This is a genomic window from Actinocatenispora comari, assembly GCF_017312725.1.
Lineage (GTDB): Bacteria > Actinomycetota > Actinomycetes > Mycobacteriales > Micromonosporaceae > Actinocatenispora > Actinocatenispora comari.
Map to the genome: position 1 here is coordinate 25,041 of NZ_BOPO01000026.1, position 14,429 is coordinate 39,469.

The 14,429-nt window shown below is 74.1% G+C and carries 16 protein-coding genes and 1 pseudogene; 9 read left to right on the forward strand and 8 right to left on the reverse strand.

The window, feature by feature from the left end; translation table 11 throughout:
* Nucleotides 1-12 precede the first annotated feature (12 nt).
* Both NUM_RS09505 and NUM_RS09510 read left to right on the forward strand, forming a co-directional pair.
* On the forward strand, nt 13-891 hold the full coding sequence (locus tag NUM_RS09505) for a PHP domain-containing protein (RefSeq protein WP_207124436.1): 879 nt from the start codon (nt 13-15) through the stop codon (nt 889-891).
* Nucleotides 892-942: 51 nt separating this feature from the next.
* Entirely contained in the window at nt 943-1,551 is a 609-nt protein-coding gene (locus NUM_RS09510) for a MarC family protein (RefSeq protein WP_207124437.1), read from the forward strand.
* On the opposite strand, the gene NUM_RS09515 is transcribed toward NUM_RS09510, so the two are convergent.
* Nucleotides 1,552-2,136, reverse strand: coding sequence for a TetR family transcriptional regulator (locus NUM_RS09515; RefSeq protein ID WP_207124438.1), 585 nt, complete (start codon nt 2,134-2,136; stop codon nt 1,552-1,554). It abuts the gene before it with no gap.
* A 103-nt stretch (nt 2,137-2,239) separates the two neighbouring features.
* Here NUM_RS09515 and NUM_RS09520 point away from each other — a divergent pair, with 103 nt between their 5' ends.
* Nucleotides 2,240-2,512, forward strand: a complete 273-nt coding sequence (locus tag NUM_RS09520) for a hypothetical protein (protein WP_207124439.1) — start codon at nt 2,240-2,242, stop codon at nt 2,510-2,512.
* A 129-nt stretch (nt 2,513-2,641) separates the two neighbouring features.
* Here the strand turns inward: NUM_RS09520 and NUM_RS09525 are convergent, their stop codons facing one another.
* Nucleotides 2,642-2,986, reverse strand: coding sequence for a DUF6191 domain-containing protein (locus NUM_RS09525; RefSeq protein WP_207124440.1), 345 nt, complete (start codon nt 2,984-2,986; stop codon nt 2,642-2,644).
* 182 nt (nt 2,987-3,168) lie between these two features.
* Here NUM_RS09525 and NUM_RS09530 point away from each other — a divergent pair, with 182 nt between their 5' ends.
* Nucleotides 3,169-4,077, forward strand: a complete 909-nt coding sequence (locus tag NUM_RS09530; protein WP_207124441.1) for a RecB family exonuclease — start codon at nt 3,169-3,171, stop codon at nt 4,075-4,077.
* Between the two features lie 170 nt (nt 4,078-4,247).
* Complete coding sequence (locus NUM_RS09535; protein WP_207124442.1) at nt 4,248-5,411, forward strand: MFS transporter; 1,164 nt, start codon at nt 4,248-4,250, stop codon at nt 5,409-5,411.
* On the opposite strand, the gene NUM_RS09540 is transcribed toward NUM_RS09535, so the two are convergent.
* Nucleotides 5,341-5,988, reverse strand: a complete 648-nt coding sequence (locus NUM_RS09540; protein WP_207124443.1) for a TetR family transcriptional regulator — start codon at nt 5,986-5,988, stop codon at nt 5,341-5,343. The genes NUM_RS09535 and NUM_RS09540 overlap by 71 nt on opposite strands.
* 89 nt (nt 5,989-6,077) lie before the next feature.
* Between NUM_RS09540 and NUM_RS09545 the strand changes: the two genes are divergently transcribed.
* Nucleotides 6,078-6,902: an SDR family oxidoreductase gene (locus NUM_RS09545; RefSeq protein ID WP_207124444.1), complete on the forward strand. Its 825-nt coding sequence runs from the start codon at nt 6,078-6,080 to the stop codon at nt 6,900-6,902.
* A 73-nt stretch (nt 6,903-6,975) separates the two neighbouring features.
* Here NUM_RS09545 and NUM_RS09550 read toward each other — a convergent pair whose 3' ends face one another.
* Nucleotides 6,976-7,839 (reverse strand): oxygenase MpaB family protein, encoded by an 864-nt coding sequence (locus NUM_RS09550; RefSeq protein ID WP_225918457.1) that lies wholly within the window; start codon nt 7,837-7,839, stop codon nt 6,976-6,978.
* Nucleotides 7,840-8,125: 286 nt separating this feature from the next.
* Here NUM_RS09550 and NUM_RS09555 point away from each other — a divergent pair, with 286 nt between their 5' ends.
* Nucleotides 8,126-8,479: a nitroreductase/quinone reductase family protein gene (locus NUM_RS09555; RefSeq protein ID WP_207124446.1), complete on the forward strand. Its 354-nt coding sequence runs from the start codon at nt 8,126-8,128 to the stop codon at nt 8,477-8,479.
* A 6-nt stretch (nt 8,480-8,485) separates the two neighbouring features.
* Here the strand turns inward: NUM_RS09555 and NUM_RS09560 are convergent, their stop codons facing one another.
* Together NUM_RS09560 and NUM_RS09565 are read right to left on the reverse strand one after the other, a co-directional pair.
* On the reverse strand, nt 8,486-8,800 hold the full coding sequence (locus NUM_RS09560) for a translation initiation factor 2 (RefSeq protein WP_207124447.1): 315 nt from the start codon (nt 8,798-8,800) through the stop codon (nt 8,486-8,488).
* Between the two features lie 67 nt (nt 8,801-8,867).
* Nucleotides 8,868-10,517: a DEAD/DEAH box helicase gene (locus tag NUM_RS09565; RefSeq protein WP_207124454.1), complete on the reverse strand. Its 1,650-nt coding sequence runs from the start codon at nt 10,515-10,517 to the stop codon at nt 8,868-8,870.
* 545 nt (nt 10,518-11,062) lie between these two features.
* On the opposite strand from NUM_RS09565, the gene NUM_RS09570 reads away from it, so the two are divergent.
* Nucleotides 11,063-11,752 carry a ferritin-like fold-containing protein gene (locus NUM_RS09570; RefSeq protein ID WP_225918458.1) on the forward strand — a complete coding sequence of 230 codons (690 nt, stop codon included), beginning with the start codon at nt 11,063-11,065 and terminating at the stop codon, nt 11,750-11,752.
* A 120-nt stretch (nt 11,753-11,872) separates the two neighbouring features.
* On the opposite strand, the gene NUM_RS09575 is transcribed toward NUM_RS09570, so the two are convergent.
* The gene (locus NUM_RS09575) at nt 11,873-12,100 is read right to left on the reverse strand and encodes a DUF3107 domain-containing protein (RefSeq protein WP_030448723.1); all 228 of its coding nucleotides are present in this window, start codon (nt 12,098-12,100) and stop codon (nt 11,873-11,875) included.
* 127 nt (nt 12,101-12,227) lie between these two features.
* A complete protein-coding gene (locus NUM_RS09580) occupies nt 12,228-12,884 on the reverse strand; it encodes a TetR/AcrR family transcriptional regulator (RefSeq protein WP_207124448.1) in 657 nt (218 codons plus the stop codon).
* A 457-nt stretch (nt 12,885-13,341) separates the two neighbouring features.
* On the opposite strand from NUM_RS09580, the pseudogene NUM_RS37660 reads away from it, so the two are divergent.
* Nucleotides 13,342-14,429 (forward strand): annotated as a pseudogene (locus NUM_RS37660) (hypothetical protein); the annotation flags it as partial.

A 14,429-nucleotide genomic window follows, 5' to 3' on the forward strand; every position in this document is an offset into this window, starting at 1 on the left:
AGAATGAGCGGCATGCGCATCGACCTGCACGTGCACTCCTCGGCCAGCGACGGTACCGATTCGCCGGCGGCGCTGCTGGGGCTGGCCGGGCAGGTCGGTCTCGACGTGGTCGCGCTGACCGACCATGACACCACCGCCGGCTGGGCGGAGGCGATCGCCGCGGTACCGCCGGGGTTGACGCTGGTGCCCGGCATCGAGATCTCGGCCCGCTGGTGGGAGGGGCCGGGCTCGCCGATCGGTCTGCACCTGCTCGCCTACCTGCCCGACCCGGACGAGCCGGAGCTGGCCGCGGCGCTCGCCGCGGTCCGGCGCAACCGCAGCACCCGCGCGCAGCGGATGGTCGACCTGCTGCGCGCCGGTGGCATCGACGTCACCTGGGACGAGGTGCTGTCCGACGCGGCCGGTGCGCCGGTCGGCCGGCCGCACCTGGCGCAGGCGTTGATCCGGCGCGGGCTGGTCGACACGGTCAGCGAGGCGTTCGCCCCGCAGTGGCTGGGCCAGCAGTTCCGGCTGCCGAAGGACGACCTGGAGGTCTTCGACGCGCTGCGGCTGATCCGCGGCGCCGGCGGGGTACCGGTGTTCGCGCACCCGCTCGCGCACCGGCGCGGCCGGGTGGTCCCGGACACGGTGATCGCCGAGATGGCCGCGGCGGGACTGGCCGGGCTGGAGGCCGACCACCCCGACCACGGGCCGGCCGAACGCGATCACGCCCGCCGGCTGGCCACCGAGCTCGGGCTGTTCGTCACCGGCTCCAGCGACTACCACGGCAGCAACAAGCCGACCGGGATCGCGGTCGAGCTGACCAGCCCCGCCTCGTACGAGCAGATCCTCGACCAGGCGACCGGCAGCACACCGGTGGCGAGCCCGGTCACCCCGGACCGCACCGGCTGAACGTACCGGCGGTCGGGCTGGTATCCGTGGGTGTCGGAGGAGGGGGCGGGGATGGATCTGCAGCTGTTCGGCACGGCGGTGGTGACGCTGTTCGTCATCGTCGACCCGCCCGGTTCGGTGCCGATCTTCCTCGCGCTGACCCGCAGCATGGACTTCCGCGCCCGCAACAAGGCCGCGTGGCAGGCGGTGTGGCTGTCGTTCGGGGTGATCGTGGCGTTCGCCGTGGCCGGCGGCCAGATCCTCAAGTACCTCGGCATCTCGCTGCCGGCGATGCAGGCGGCCGGCGGTCTGCTGTTGCTGCTGGTAGCGCTGGAACTGCTGACCGGCAAGCAGGACGACCCGGACTCGACCGCCACCTCCAACGTCGCCCTGGTACCGCTGGGCACCCCGCTGCTCGCCGGGCCCGGCGCGATCGTGGCGTCGATCGTGTTCGTCCGGCAGGGCGACGGGATCACCGACTACGTGGCGATCGCGGCCGCGATCGTCGCGGTGCACGCCATCATCCTGGGCTTCCTGCGTTTCTCGAACGTCATCGTCCGGGTGCTCAAGCAGGGCGGCATCGAGGTGCTGACCAGGATCTCCGGTCTGCTGGTCGCCGCGATCGCGGTGCAGCTGATCGCCGACGCGATCGCGAGCTTCGTCCGCCAGTACGGCGGCTGATCAGCCGGCGATCCGGCGCACCATGGCCACCAGCGCGGCGCGCCGACCCGCGGAGGTGTCGGCGTCGGCTCCGGCGGTCATCATCCGCACGATCTGCGGTACCGAGAACCACCAGACGGTCAGCGCGACCACGGCGTAGAGCAGGTACGCCGGGTCCTCGCCGGCGGTGAGGGTGCCGCGGCGCTGCGCCCGAGCGAGCGCCGCCACCTTGCCGGCGTAGTACCGGGTGCGGTCCGTCTCGGCGGGTACCGGTCGGTCGTCGGCCTGCAGCCCCTCCCACTGCATCAGCCGGACCAGGTGCGGGTGCTCGGCGTGGTAGTCGTAGACCCGCCCGGCGTACTCGCCGAGGTCGTCGGCGAGCTCGTCGCTGAGCGGGACCGCGGCGGCCAGCCGGCCGAGTTCCTGGTCCAGCACGACGCCGAACAGCTGCTGCTTGTTGCCAAAGTACTGGTAGATGCGCTCCTTGTTGACGCCGGCCGAGCTCGCGATCCGGTCCATTCGGGCGCCGACCGGCCCGTACTGCGCGTATTCCTGGACGGCGGCGTCGAGCAGGAGCTGTCGGGTGCGTGCGGTGTCCCAAGCCATGCGCCGAGCATACGGCAACTCCAACTGGCCAGTTGCATTTGCGGTCGAGGTCGTGGCAGTATCCAACCAGCCAGTTGGAATTGCTCGACGAAAAGAGAACGTGATGACCGAGTCGTCCGCCACCGTCGCCCGCGCCACCTGCCCCGCAGCGCCCACCGCGCCGTCGGTGCACCGGCGCGCGGCGCTGACCTGGATCGCCGTCTACGGCGCCATCACCACGGCGCAGCTGCTGCTGGGTGACCTGATCGGAGCACTACCGATGCCGCTGCGCACCCTGGTGCTGACCGGGTTGGTGGTGCCGCTGGTGGTCTACGTGCTGGTGCCGCGGTTGCTGCGGCTCGACGCCGCGGTCACCCGCCGGGGCGCCCGGCGCTGAACCCGACCGGGCGATGCGATGCGGTGGTCACCGGCCTGCGATGGCGCGTGGGATCACCCGGTGTGGCGGTGCGGCGATCGGGCCGGATCAGCCGGTGCGCGGTGTGCGGTGTGCGGTGGTCGCGCGGGATCAGGCGGTGCCCTCGGCGGCGCGCTCCGCTGCGGCGGCCCGGGCGGCGGCGATCGCCTCGGAGCTGCGCCGGCCCAGCCGGGCCGCGCCGGGCACGGTGGCGCTCGGGTCGTCGGCGCCGGTGACGGTGCCGCGGGACCTGATCACCGCGACGCCGCGCTCCAGGTCGACGCCGCCGGGCGCGTCGTTGCCGATGTCCTGCCGTTTGCTCTTGAGCTCCTGGATCAGCTCGGTCTGCTTGCGTTTGCCCGGCTGCAACAGGCCAGCCAGCTCACCGAGACCGGCCGCAGCCATCGCGGCCGAGGGTGAGTCGCTGTCGCCGCGCATCCACTTCAACAGACCCATGGACACCTCCGGAGGGGATCGCCGCCACAGTACTCCACGGGGCGGGCCGGCCGCCTCGCCAGCGCGGGTGGCCTGGGTGACCCGGCGGTGCCGGACGGCCCGGCTGCGCCGTAACGTCACACCCTGCTGGCAGGATCGAGGCTGTCCGGGTTTGTGGCGTGGCGAGCGGTTGAGGGGTGCTGATGTCGGAGCAGGTGCGGCCGCGGGCGGCGGTGCCGGAGCAGCTGGCACTGGGTGGGATGCCGGAGAAGCTGTTCGTGTGCACGCCGAGCAAGCTCGGCGCGTACGAGGACTGTCCGCGCCGCTACCGCTACCAGTACGTGGACCGGCCGCAGCCGCAGAAGGGGCCGCCGTGGGCGCACAACTCGCTCGGCGCCAGCGTGCACACCGCCCTGAAGAACTGGTACGCGTTGGACGTCGAGGCGCGCACCGTCGAGGCGCTGCCGCGGTTGCTGCGCGCCACCTGGGTCACCGAGGGCTACCGGGACGGCGCGCAGGAGCGTGCGGCGTTCGACGTGGCGCTGCGCTGGCTGGAGGAGTACGTCGGCACGCTCGATCCGGCCGACGACCCGGTCGGTGTCGAGCGGGTCGTCGCCACCCGCACCCCGGTGCTCGCCTTCAACGGCCGGGTCGACCGCATCGACCGGCGCGGTGACGAGCTGGTCATCGTCGACTACAAGACCGGTCGTGCCCCGCTGACCAGCGACGACGCCCGAGGCTCGCGGGCCCTCGCGCTGTACGCGTTCGCCGCCGAGCGGACCATGCACCGGCGCTGTCGCAGCGTCGAGCTGCACCACCTGCCGACCGGTTCGGTGGCCGCGCACGAGCACACCGACGAGTCGCTGCGCCGGCACGTGACCCGGGCCGAGGACACCGCGCGCGACATCGTCGCGGCGCAGCGCCGGATGGAGGCCGGCGAGGACGCCGACACCGCGTTCCCGACCACGCCGTCGAACCGGTGCTCCTGGTGCGACTGGCGGCGGGTGTGCCCGGCCGGGCGGGACGCGGTCGAGCGGGAGCCGTGGTCGTCGGTGCAGCGGGCGCTCGATCCGGCCGACGGCGCCGGCGAATCGACCCCCGCGGCCGGCTGAAAAGCGAGTAATTTTCGGATACGCTGCGCGGCACCGGTGTCGGGAGCGTCCCCGGCAGCGGTGAGCCCGATCGGCGACCGCCCGCGCACCGCCCGGGCGGTGGCGAAACGGAGGCGGCGATGCGGCAGTCGGTCCAGGCTTCGGCGGACGCCGGTGCATACCGGGACCCGGTGACGCGCCGCGCCGTCGGCGTCGCGTACGCGGTGCAGGGGTTGTGTTTCGCCGCGCTGCTGACCCAGGTGCCGGTGCTGCAGGACAAGTTCGACTTCTCCGACGGCGCGCTGACCCTGCTGCTGCTCGCCGTGCCGGTGGTGGCCGGGCTGGGCAGCGTGCTGGCCGGCTTCTTCGCCGAGCGGTTCGGCAGCGCGGTGGTGCTGCGCATCGCCCAGCCGCTGGTCTGCCTGTCGGTCCTCGGCGCCGGCGCGGTCGGCGACCGGCCCCTGCTGTACGGCGTGCTCGCGGTGTTCGGGCTGTCGGTCGGCGCGGTCGACGCCACCATGAACATGCAGGGCGTCAGCCTGGAACGGCGGTACGGGCGGGCCATCCTCGCCTCGTTCTACGCGGTGTGGAGCGCGGCGGGCATCGTCGGCGCGCTCAGTTCGTCGGCGAACGAGCACTGGCACCAAGCGCTGTGGGTCGGGTTCGGGGTGGTCGCGGTGCTCGGCATCGCGGCGTCGGCGGTGACCGGTCGCCGGCTGATCCGGCGCGACGCCGAGCGGGCGCTCGCGGTCGACCCGACCGCGGTGCCGGCGGTGCCGTGGCGGCCGATCGTGCTGATCGGCATCGGCGTCGCCCTGATGTACGTGGCGGACTCCGCGACGTCCAACTGGAGCGCCGAGTACCTGCGCCGCGGGCTGTCCTCCCCGGCCGAGTTCGCGGCCTGGGGTTACGCGGTCTACCAGGCGTGCATGGTGCTCGGCCGGCTCGGCGCCGACCAGGCGGCCCGGCGGTGGGGCCCGGTCACCGCGGTACGGGCCGGGGTCGCGGTCGGCGTGCTCGGCCTGGCGGTGGTGGTCGCCGCGCCCGACACCGCGGTGGCCATCGTCGGCTTCGGCATTCTCGGGTTCGGCCTCAGTGTCGTGGTGCCGCAGTCGTTCTCGGCCGCCGGCCAGTACGACCCGGCCGGCACCGGGTTGGCCATCGCCCGGGTCAACCTGTTCAACTACGTGGGTTTCCTGGTCGGTGCGCCGCTGGTCGGCGCCGCCGAGCAGCTGACCACCTGGCGGGTCGGGTTCGCCGTCCCGCTGGTGCTGGTCGCCGCGATCATTCCGCTCGCGACGGCGTTTCGGCCGGCTCGGCGGCAGTCGGCATCGGCCGTGCCAGTCGGCGAATGATGCCGACCAGCGTCTCGCCGTAGCGCCAGCGAAACTCCGGGTCGCTCGGGTCGGTGCCGAACAGCCGGCGGGCCAGCTGCGGCATGATCACCGGTGCCATCACCATGCCGCGGATCGCGAGCAGCACCGCGGCGGTGTCGACGTCGTCGGCCAGCTCGCCGCGCTGCTGCCAGGCACGGGCGCGCGGCTCGTCGTCCTCCTCGGCGAGCACGTCCGGTGAGCCGTCGTCGCCGAGGCCGCTCCAGGCGATCAGCCGGGCCGGGCACGGATCGGTCAGTCCGGCTGCGAGGTAGCTGAGCACCGCCTGTTCCAGCGGCGTGTCCGGACCGGCGAACTCGTCCTCGCGCTCCCGCCAGCGGTCGTGCAGGGCGCGGTAGATGCCCTCCTTACCGCCGAAGTAGTAGCTGATCAGCTGCTTGTTGACGCCGGCGCGGGCGGCGATGTCGGCGACCTTGGTACCCGCGTACCCGTGCGCGGCGAACTCGTGCAGCGCGGCGTCGAGCAGCAGCCGCTTGGACCGTTCGGCGTCGCGCTGCCGCTCGTCCGGGTTCGGGGTGCGGCGGGGACCTGCGGGCATGGCGTCATCCTAATCCGCCACCCGGGCTAGTTAGTCATCCATCGAGATGATTATGCTGGCGGACGAGTTGATTAACGAGGGGAGTCACCATGATCGTCGTGACCGGGGCGACCGGCGGAGTCGGTGCCGAGGTAGTGCGTGGGCTCGTCGAGTCCGGCCACCGGGTCCGTGCCCTGTCCCGCCGCCCGGACGAGCTGACCGTGCCCGCCGGGGTCGAGACCGCCCGCGCCGACCTCGCCGACGCCGACTCGCTCGCCGCGGCGTTCGCCGGCGGTACCGCCCTGTTCCTGTACTCGACGTTCGGCGATCCGGCGATCCCGGTCGCCGCCGCGAAGGCCGCCGGCATCGAGCGGATCGTGCTGCTGTCCTCGGCCGCGGTACGAGACGGCGCCGACGACCCGATCGCCCGGCACCACCGCGCCGTGGAGCAGGCGGTCGAGTCGTCCGGCCTGGCCTGGACGCACCTGCGGCCGGGCGGGTTCGCGAGCAACGCCCGCTGGCTCGCCCCGCAGGTACGGGACGGGGTGGTGCGATTGGCCTACCCCGAGGTCGGCACCGCACCCATCGATCCGGCGGACATCGCCGCGGTGGCCGTCCGGGCCCTGACCGAGGACGGCCACGCCGGCCGGGCGTACCCGCTGACCGGGCCGGAGTGGCTCACCCAGGCCGACGAGATCCGCATCCTCGCCGCCGCGCTCGGCGTGCCGCTGCGGGTGGAGCGGGTCGACGCCGAGGCCGAGATCGCCGTGCTCACCGGATCGATCCCGGAGCGCTTCGCCCGCGGGCGCCTGGAGATCCAGGCGGCCATGGTCGACCGGCCCTCGTACGTGGTCGACACGGTCGAGCGCATCCTCGGCCGTCCGGCCCGGACGTTCGCCGACTGGGTCGCCGCGCACGTCACCGAGTTCAAGTGAGCTCGGTCGGGCCATGCGCCGCACCGGGTGCCGTCGAGCCGGCCGGCGGCCGCTGCCCGTTCCTGGCCGGTGGTCAGAGCCGCGGGTCGTGGCCGGCGAGGCGGGCCCGGTGCAGGCCGTCGCGGACCCGGGGGGAGTGCCGGTAGCGCTCCGGCAACGCGGCGGTGGCCAGCCGCAGCGACCGGGCGGCGAGGCTCGCGCCGAGGTCACCGACCGGCAGGCCCAGACCGCCGTACCGGCGCCGGGCCCAGCCGGGCAGCAGCCCGAACGCGGCGGCCGCCACCGCCATCCAGCCGCCGCGGGCCGGGGTGTACCCGAGACCGCGCGGCATGGTCGGCCAGAACAGGAACGCCGCCGCGGTCGCCGCCTCCCGGGTGATCGCCAGCCGCGGCTGCATCGCCGCGTAGTACTCGGTGATCTCGGCCGCGGAGGCCGGTACCGTGCCGGGATCGAGCCCGACCAGTTCGGCGGCGCGCAACTGCTCGGTGTAGTACCGGTCGACGTCGGCGTCGGTGAGTCGGATGCCGCCGCGCCGGGCCGTCGACACGAACGACTCGACCTCGCACACGTGCGTCCAGCGCAGCAGTTCCGGCTCGTCGATGCGGAACTCCGCCCCGGAGAACGGGTCGCGCCCGCGCAGCCGCCGATGGATGCCGCGCACCTTCGCGCCGGCGCGCCGCGCCTCGTCGCTGGTCCCGAACGTCACGGTCGCGACGTAGTCGCCGGTGCGGTACAGCCGGCCCCACGGGTCGGTGCGGAAGTCGGAGTTCTGCGCGACGCCGGCCATCGCCCGGGGATGCAGCGCCTGCAGGAACAGCGCGCGCAGCCCGCCGACGGCGAGCAACAGGTTGCCGTGCACCCGCCAGCTGACGCTGTCCGGACCGAACAGGCCGAGGTCGGTGCGCGCCGAGCCATCGACCGGCTTCGCTACGTTCACCGGCTCAGCGTGCCACGGTGGCGCCGGGCGCCCGGCCCGCCCCCGCACCGGTGTCCGGCCCGCCACCTCCGCCCCGGACACCGGCGCGGTCTCGTCGAAACGCAACGTCACCCAGAAGGTGACGCTTCGTGGTGGAAGGTTTGCGGTTAGGCGTCCGTAAAAACCCACCGAGTGGCGTCCGGTCGACCTGATGCGGGGCGTTTCGGGAGGTAGCTTGGGCTGTGTCGACGGTGGTAGCGAGCCCTCGGCGATGCCGAGAGCCCTCGGACGAAGGGCACGATGCGACATGCTGACGGATCTTGCGCATGGCGATCTGGCGACCGCACCGTATGTCTTCCTGACCACGCATGGTCGCGGTGAGGGCCGTTCGCAGACCGTCGAGCTGTGGTTCGCGGCCTATCACGACACGGTGTACCTGCTCTCGTCGAGCGGGGACCGGCCCGAGTGGGTCCGCAACCTCGCCCGCGACCCCGACGCGGAGCTTCGGATCGGCCGCTACACCCGGCGCGGGAAGGGCCGCATCATCGACGACCCGGACGAGGCGAACCGGGCCCGCCGCCTGGTGGCCTGCAAGTACGCCCCGCACGCGCCGAGCGGCTGGGGCAGCGAGTGCCTCGCCGTGGCGGTCGACCTGAGCTGACCGTGGTCAGCCGACCAGCCGGGCACACACCACGATGATCAGCACCAGCACGACCGCGCCGGCGACCAGCCCCACCCCGTAGGTGATGGTGCGCGCGGCCCGCTCCTGCTCGTCGAGCACGGCGTGCTGCTGTACTGGCATGTCGCGCGGTGGTGCCGTCGGCACCACGACCTGCGGGCGCCACCCCGGCGGCGGCGGCGTGCTCGGCGGCGGCGGCTCGTAGCGGGGCTCCGGCGCGGCGGCCGGCTCACGCCGCGGTGCGGCGGCACCGTTCGGTGGCCGCCGCCAGTACGCGTCGTCGGCGCGGTCCGCGTTCGTCACGGCACCGACGCTACCAACCGGGTGCCGGCGAAGCGCCCGCGCCACAGTGAGCGCGGGCGTACCGGCATCAGTCGGTGCCGGGATCGATCGACGGATCGGCGTTACCGCCGCGCGCCTGCGCCGGACGGCGACGACGCCGCCGGTTGCGCCGGGCGGCCGAACCGCCCTCGCCGGTACTCGCCGTGTCCGCCGGGCCGGCCGACTCGGCCGGCTTCCCGGTGTCGGCGGCGCGCTCGACCACCGCACCGTCGTCCAGCCGGCGCCGGCGCCGCCGGCGACCACCGGTCGCCTCGGCCGCAGCCGGCTCGGACCGGTGCCCGGGCCCGTCGGTACGGGCCGGGGTGTCCGGACGCTCGCCGCGAGTCCGGCCGCGCCGGCCACTGCCGCCGCCGCCGCTGGACCGCCGGCGACCCGCCGCCGGCCTGCGGTGCGGCTCGATGTCCTCTTCCTCCTCGGCCGCGAGGCCGGCCCGGGTGCGCTGCTCCGGCGCCAGCGTGCCGGGTGCGCCGGCCGGGATGTCCAGGTCGGCGTAGAGGTGTTCGGAGGTGTGGTAGGTCTCCGGCGGGTCGACCACCCCGGCCCCCAGCGCCTTGTGGATCAGCTTCCAGCGGGGCAGGTCCTCCCAGTCCACGAACGTCACCGCGACCCCGTGCGCGCCGGCCCGGCCGGTACGCCCGATGCGGTGGGTGTAGGTGTCCGGGTCTTCCGGGCAGTCGTAGTTGATCACGTGCGTGACGCCGGTCACGTCCAGCCCGCGGGCCGCGACGTCGGTGGCGACCAGCACGTCGATCTTGCCGGTACGAAACGCCCGCAGCGCCTGCTCGCGCGCGCCCTGCCCCAGGTCACCGTGCACCGCGGCGGCCGCGTACCCGCGGAAGTCGAGGTCGTCGGCGAGCTTCTGGGCGGCCCGCTTGGTGCGGCAGAACACCATCGTCAGCCCGCGCCCGCGCGCCTGCAGGATGCGTGCCACGACCTCCGCCTTGTTCAGCGAGTGGGTGCGGTACACGTACTGCTCGGTGAGCGGGTTGGGGCCGGTCTCGGCGGTGTGCGTGGCGTGGATGGTGATCGGCCGGTGCAGGTAGTTGCGCGACAGCGCGACGATCGGGTCCGGCATGGTGGCCGAGAACAGCATCGTCTGCCGTTTCGTCGGCAGCATCTTGACCAGCTTCTCGATGTCCTCCTGGAAGCCCAGGTCGAGCATCCGGTCGGCCTCGTCGAGCACCAGGATCCTGATCCCGGTGAACACCAGGTGCTTGGACTTCGCCAGGTCCAGCAGCCGGCCCGGGGTACCGACGACCACGTCGACGCCGGTGGTCAGCGCCTCGATCTGCGGCTCGTACGCCCGGCCGCCGTAGACCGGCAGCACCCGGATGCCGCGCAGCTTTCCCGCGGTCTCGATGTCGCGGGCGACCTGCAGCCCGAGCTCCCGGGTCGGCAGCACGACCAGCGCCTGCGGCCGGCCGTCGGCGCCCTCGGTGGGGCCGACGATGCGCTGCAGGATCGGCACGCCGAACCCGAGCGTCTTGCCGGTGCCGGTCGGCGCCTGGCCGATCACGTCGGAGCCGCGCAGCGCGATCGGGATCGCGTCCTGCTGGATGGCGAACGCGTGCTCGATGCCGACGTTCGCCAGTGCCTGCACCGTCTCGTCCCGCACGCCCAGCGCGCGGAAGGTGGGGCTGTCGGGCCGGACCGGCGCGCTCGCAGCGAGCTCGCGCACCGCCTCGGCGGGGGAATCAGCTGAATTGTCGGGGTTGGCGAGCGACCCGGTCGGGGCGGCGACTGCGTCCGCGGGGGCCGCGCTCGGCGTGTCGCCGGCGGCCTCGTCCCGGTCCGGACGCGGGTCGCTCTCGGTGTGTGTCTGCAGTGTGTGTCCCTCTCCCGCCACGGCGCTGACGGCGCGGCCTTCGCGGCGCGCCGCGGCCGACCGATGCGTCGGCCACAATCAACCACCGACCCTCGCCGCCACGCCGAAAGACTCGGCGTGCGCTCGGCGTTGCGGCCGGGGGGCCAGACCCGGCGCCGGTGCCACCATGGCGGTGCTCCGGCGTGCGGGGCGGCGTCGCGGGTATCCGTGGCGTCTTCTGTGTGGGTCCGTTGTCCCCACCTCACGCGCCATGGTACGTGCTGATCGGATGATCTGCCGAACCGGCGGTGACCGGGCGGCGGCCGTCCGGCGTCCCGGGCGGTAACCTGCCGTCGACACGCGCGCCGGTCCGACCGGGGCGCGAGCGGATCGGCCGGGGCGTGGAGGAGGCTGGCGGGGTGGCAGAGGGCACGCAGGACGGGCCGGTGATCGACGACGGGTACGTGCCGCCGACCGAGGCGGTGGTCGCGCTGCTCGGCGTGCTGGCGTACGGCACGCTGGTGGCGTTCGACCGGATCGCCGCGGATGCCCGCATGGCACCTGACCTGCGCCGACGTGCCATGCACTCGGCGATGGCGGCGGTCGAGATCGGCAACTACCAGCGGCTCGCCGACCGGCTCACCGAGCTGGGGGCCGACCCGGATGGGGCGATGGCCCCGTTCGCCGGACCGCTGGATGCCTACCACGACTCCACCCAGCCGCGGGACTGGCTGGAAGGCCTGGTCAAGGCGTACGTGGGGGACGGCATCGCGGACGACTTCTACCGCGAGGTGGCCCGGGTGCTCGCGCCGCGCGACCGCGAGCTGGTGCTCGACGTGCTGCACGACACCCGGTACGAGGACTTCGCCTCGGCCGAGATCCGGGCCGCGATCGCGGCCGACCCGAAGGTGGCCAACCGGCTGGCGCTGTGGGCGCGGCGGTTGATGGGCGAGGCGCTCAGCCAGGCCCAGCACGTCGCCGCCGAACGCGACGAGCTGACCATGCTGGTGTTGCACGGTTCCGGCGACATCGCCGGGGTGATGGACCTGATCAAGCGGCTGACCGCGGCGCACACCGACCGGATGACCAGCCTCGGCCTCAACAACTGACGGGCGCAGCACGGCGCCGGGCGGTCGAGCGGGCCGCGGGGATGACCGGTCGCCGGAACGACCGAGGGGCCGCCGGTGGTCGCTTTCGCGACCTCCGACAGCCCCTGCGGTGCCGCCGACTCAGCCGGCGGAGAAACCGATCGGCCGCGGGCTGGACTCGGCGATCTCGACGTAACCGATCTTGTCGACCGGGACGATCACCCGCCGGCCCTTCTCGTCCTCCAGCGCCAGCACACCGGACTTGCCGGCCAGCGCTTCGGTGACGGCCTGCTCCACCTCGGCCGGAGTCTGCTTGCTCTCCAGCACGAGCTCCCGCGGTGCATATTGCACACCGACCTTGACCTCCACGGCCGCCTCCTTGCTCGCCTCACGCTGCGATCAGAAGCGTATCCGACCGATCACCGGTCGACGGCCGTTGGGGCCGTCGCGCACCGGCCCGAAGTGCGGCGTCGCGGCCACCCCGGGGCCCGCCGGGTCAGTCGTCCGGGCGGCCGTCGGCCAGCGGGAAGTTCGAGATGCCGCGCCAGGCGAGCGCCGCGACCAGCGCGATCGCGTCCGGCTTGGGCACCGCGCGAGCCGACGCGAGCCAGAAGCGGGCGGCGTTCTCGGCGGCGCCGGTGAGCGCCACGGCGAGCAGCTCGGCCCGGTCCCGGCTGACCCCGGTGTCGGACATGATCGTCTCGGTCACCGCCTCGATGCAGCCGCGCTCGGCCCGCTCCACCCGTTCGGCCACCGCCGGGTCGTTGCGCAGGTCGGACTCGAAGACCAGCCGGTACGCCTCGCCCTCGCCGTCGACGAAGTCGAAGTAGGCCTGCATGGCGCCGGCGACCCGGATCTTGTTGTCGCTGGTCGCGGCCATCGCGTCGCGGACCCGGCTGACCAGCGCGTCGCAGTGCTTGTCCAGCAGCGCGAGGTAGAGCTCGAGCTTGCCGGGGAAGTGCTGGTACAGCACCGGCTTGGAGACGCCGGCCCGCTCGGCGATGTCGTCCATCGCGGCGGCGTGGTAGCCCTGCGCGACGAACACCTCCTGGGCGGCGGCGAGCAGCTGGGCGCGGCGCTGCGACCGCGGCATCCGCACCGGCTGCGGCCGGGTCGCGCCGGAGCGCGCCGCCGGGCCGGGATGCGCGGTCATGCCGACACCTGCCGGGCCGCGGGCACCTGGCAGGGGCACCTGGTGGGTAACTCGTATGCCCGCATGAGTGGCCTCGCTTTGCTGCGGCGGACCCGGCCACGTCGCGGGGCTGCGGTGCGGTCCATGGCCGGCTGTTCCCTGTGAGCCTAACGGAGTCCGGGAGCGTCCCCTCCCGACCCGCGCAGTACCGGACGAGTCGCTGTGTGCCGTCAGGTGCGGGACAGACGTGATCTTCCGGTACCGACGGGTAACGTTGCGGTGGTTTCGGTGCGACCGCCGTCGCTGTGCCACGCCGAGCCAGCGGCGCATAATGTTCGCCGATCCGGCACAATCGGCGGACACCGGCGGGCACGGCACGACGCGCTCCGGCAGGTCGACCCGCGCAGGGCGGGCGAGCGGCGGCGGCCAGTGCGGCCGAGCCGGTGTGGCCGAGGACGGGACAACCCGGGTGGGGAGCGTGCGGGTGTACGAGCCGACCAGACCAGATCCGCCGGCGCCGGAGGACTCCGGTTCGCGCGGCTACCGGATCGGTCCGTGGCCGCCGGTGCCCGCGGAGCCCTCGGGCACACCGGACAGCGAGTCCACCGCCCGGCTGTCCCGCCGGCACCAGCGAGCCGAGCCCGAACCGCCGGCCGAACCGCCGGCGCGGCCCCGGCGCCGGCACGGCCGCGACGACACCACCCAGACGCCGATCCTCGGGCAGATGCCCGCCGCGTTCGGTGCTCCCGGCCCCGTGCCGCAGTGGACCCAGCCGGAGCCCACCGAACCGGCGCCACCCGCCTCGGCCGGCCCGTGGCCACCGCAGGAGCCGTCCGGCCAGTGGTCCGCTCCGGACCAGGGCGGGCAGTGGCTCGCACCGGGCGGGTTCGCCGCAGCGCCGGAGCAGCCGGCCGCGCCGGTCGATCGGTCGAGCCAGTGGCCGGCACCGCCGGCCGAAGCGGCGGACGACTGGCTGGCGCTGCCCGAGCAGCCCGGCTGGGGCGTGCCGGCGGACCGGTCCGGGCAGCCGGCGCAGCCGGGCCAGCCGAGCCAGCCGGGGCAGTTCGGCCAGCCGGGTCAGTTCGGCCAGCAGGCACCGGTCGATCAGCCGCAGTCCACACAGCCTGGCCAGCCAGGTCCCGGACACGCCGGTCAGCCGGGCACGGTGGGGTCGCCGCAGACCGGCGAACCCTCGGGTCAGTGGTCGGCGCCGCCAGGCCCGTCGGGTCCCTGGTCGGCACCGCCCGAGCCGTCCGGCCAGTGGTCCGCGCCGCCGGCGGCCCGACGGGCCCGGCACGCGCACCCGGAGTCCGAGCCGGGCCCCGGTGACGGGTCGTCGATGTTCGGCTTCGAGCCGACGACCCGGCACGCGCCGACCGGGCCGGACGAGCCGGCGCCGGCGCTGCCGGTACGGCTCGGGCCGCTGCCACCGAGGCTGGAACCGCCGGCCGGGCGACCGCCGGCCGAGCCGACCGCGTACGGCTCCACCGCGTTCGGGCAGCCGGGCCAGCCGAACGCGTCCGGCACCGACGTCGGCCCGGCCGGCGGGCAGCCCGGGAGCGGGTC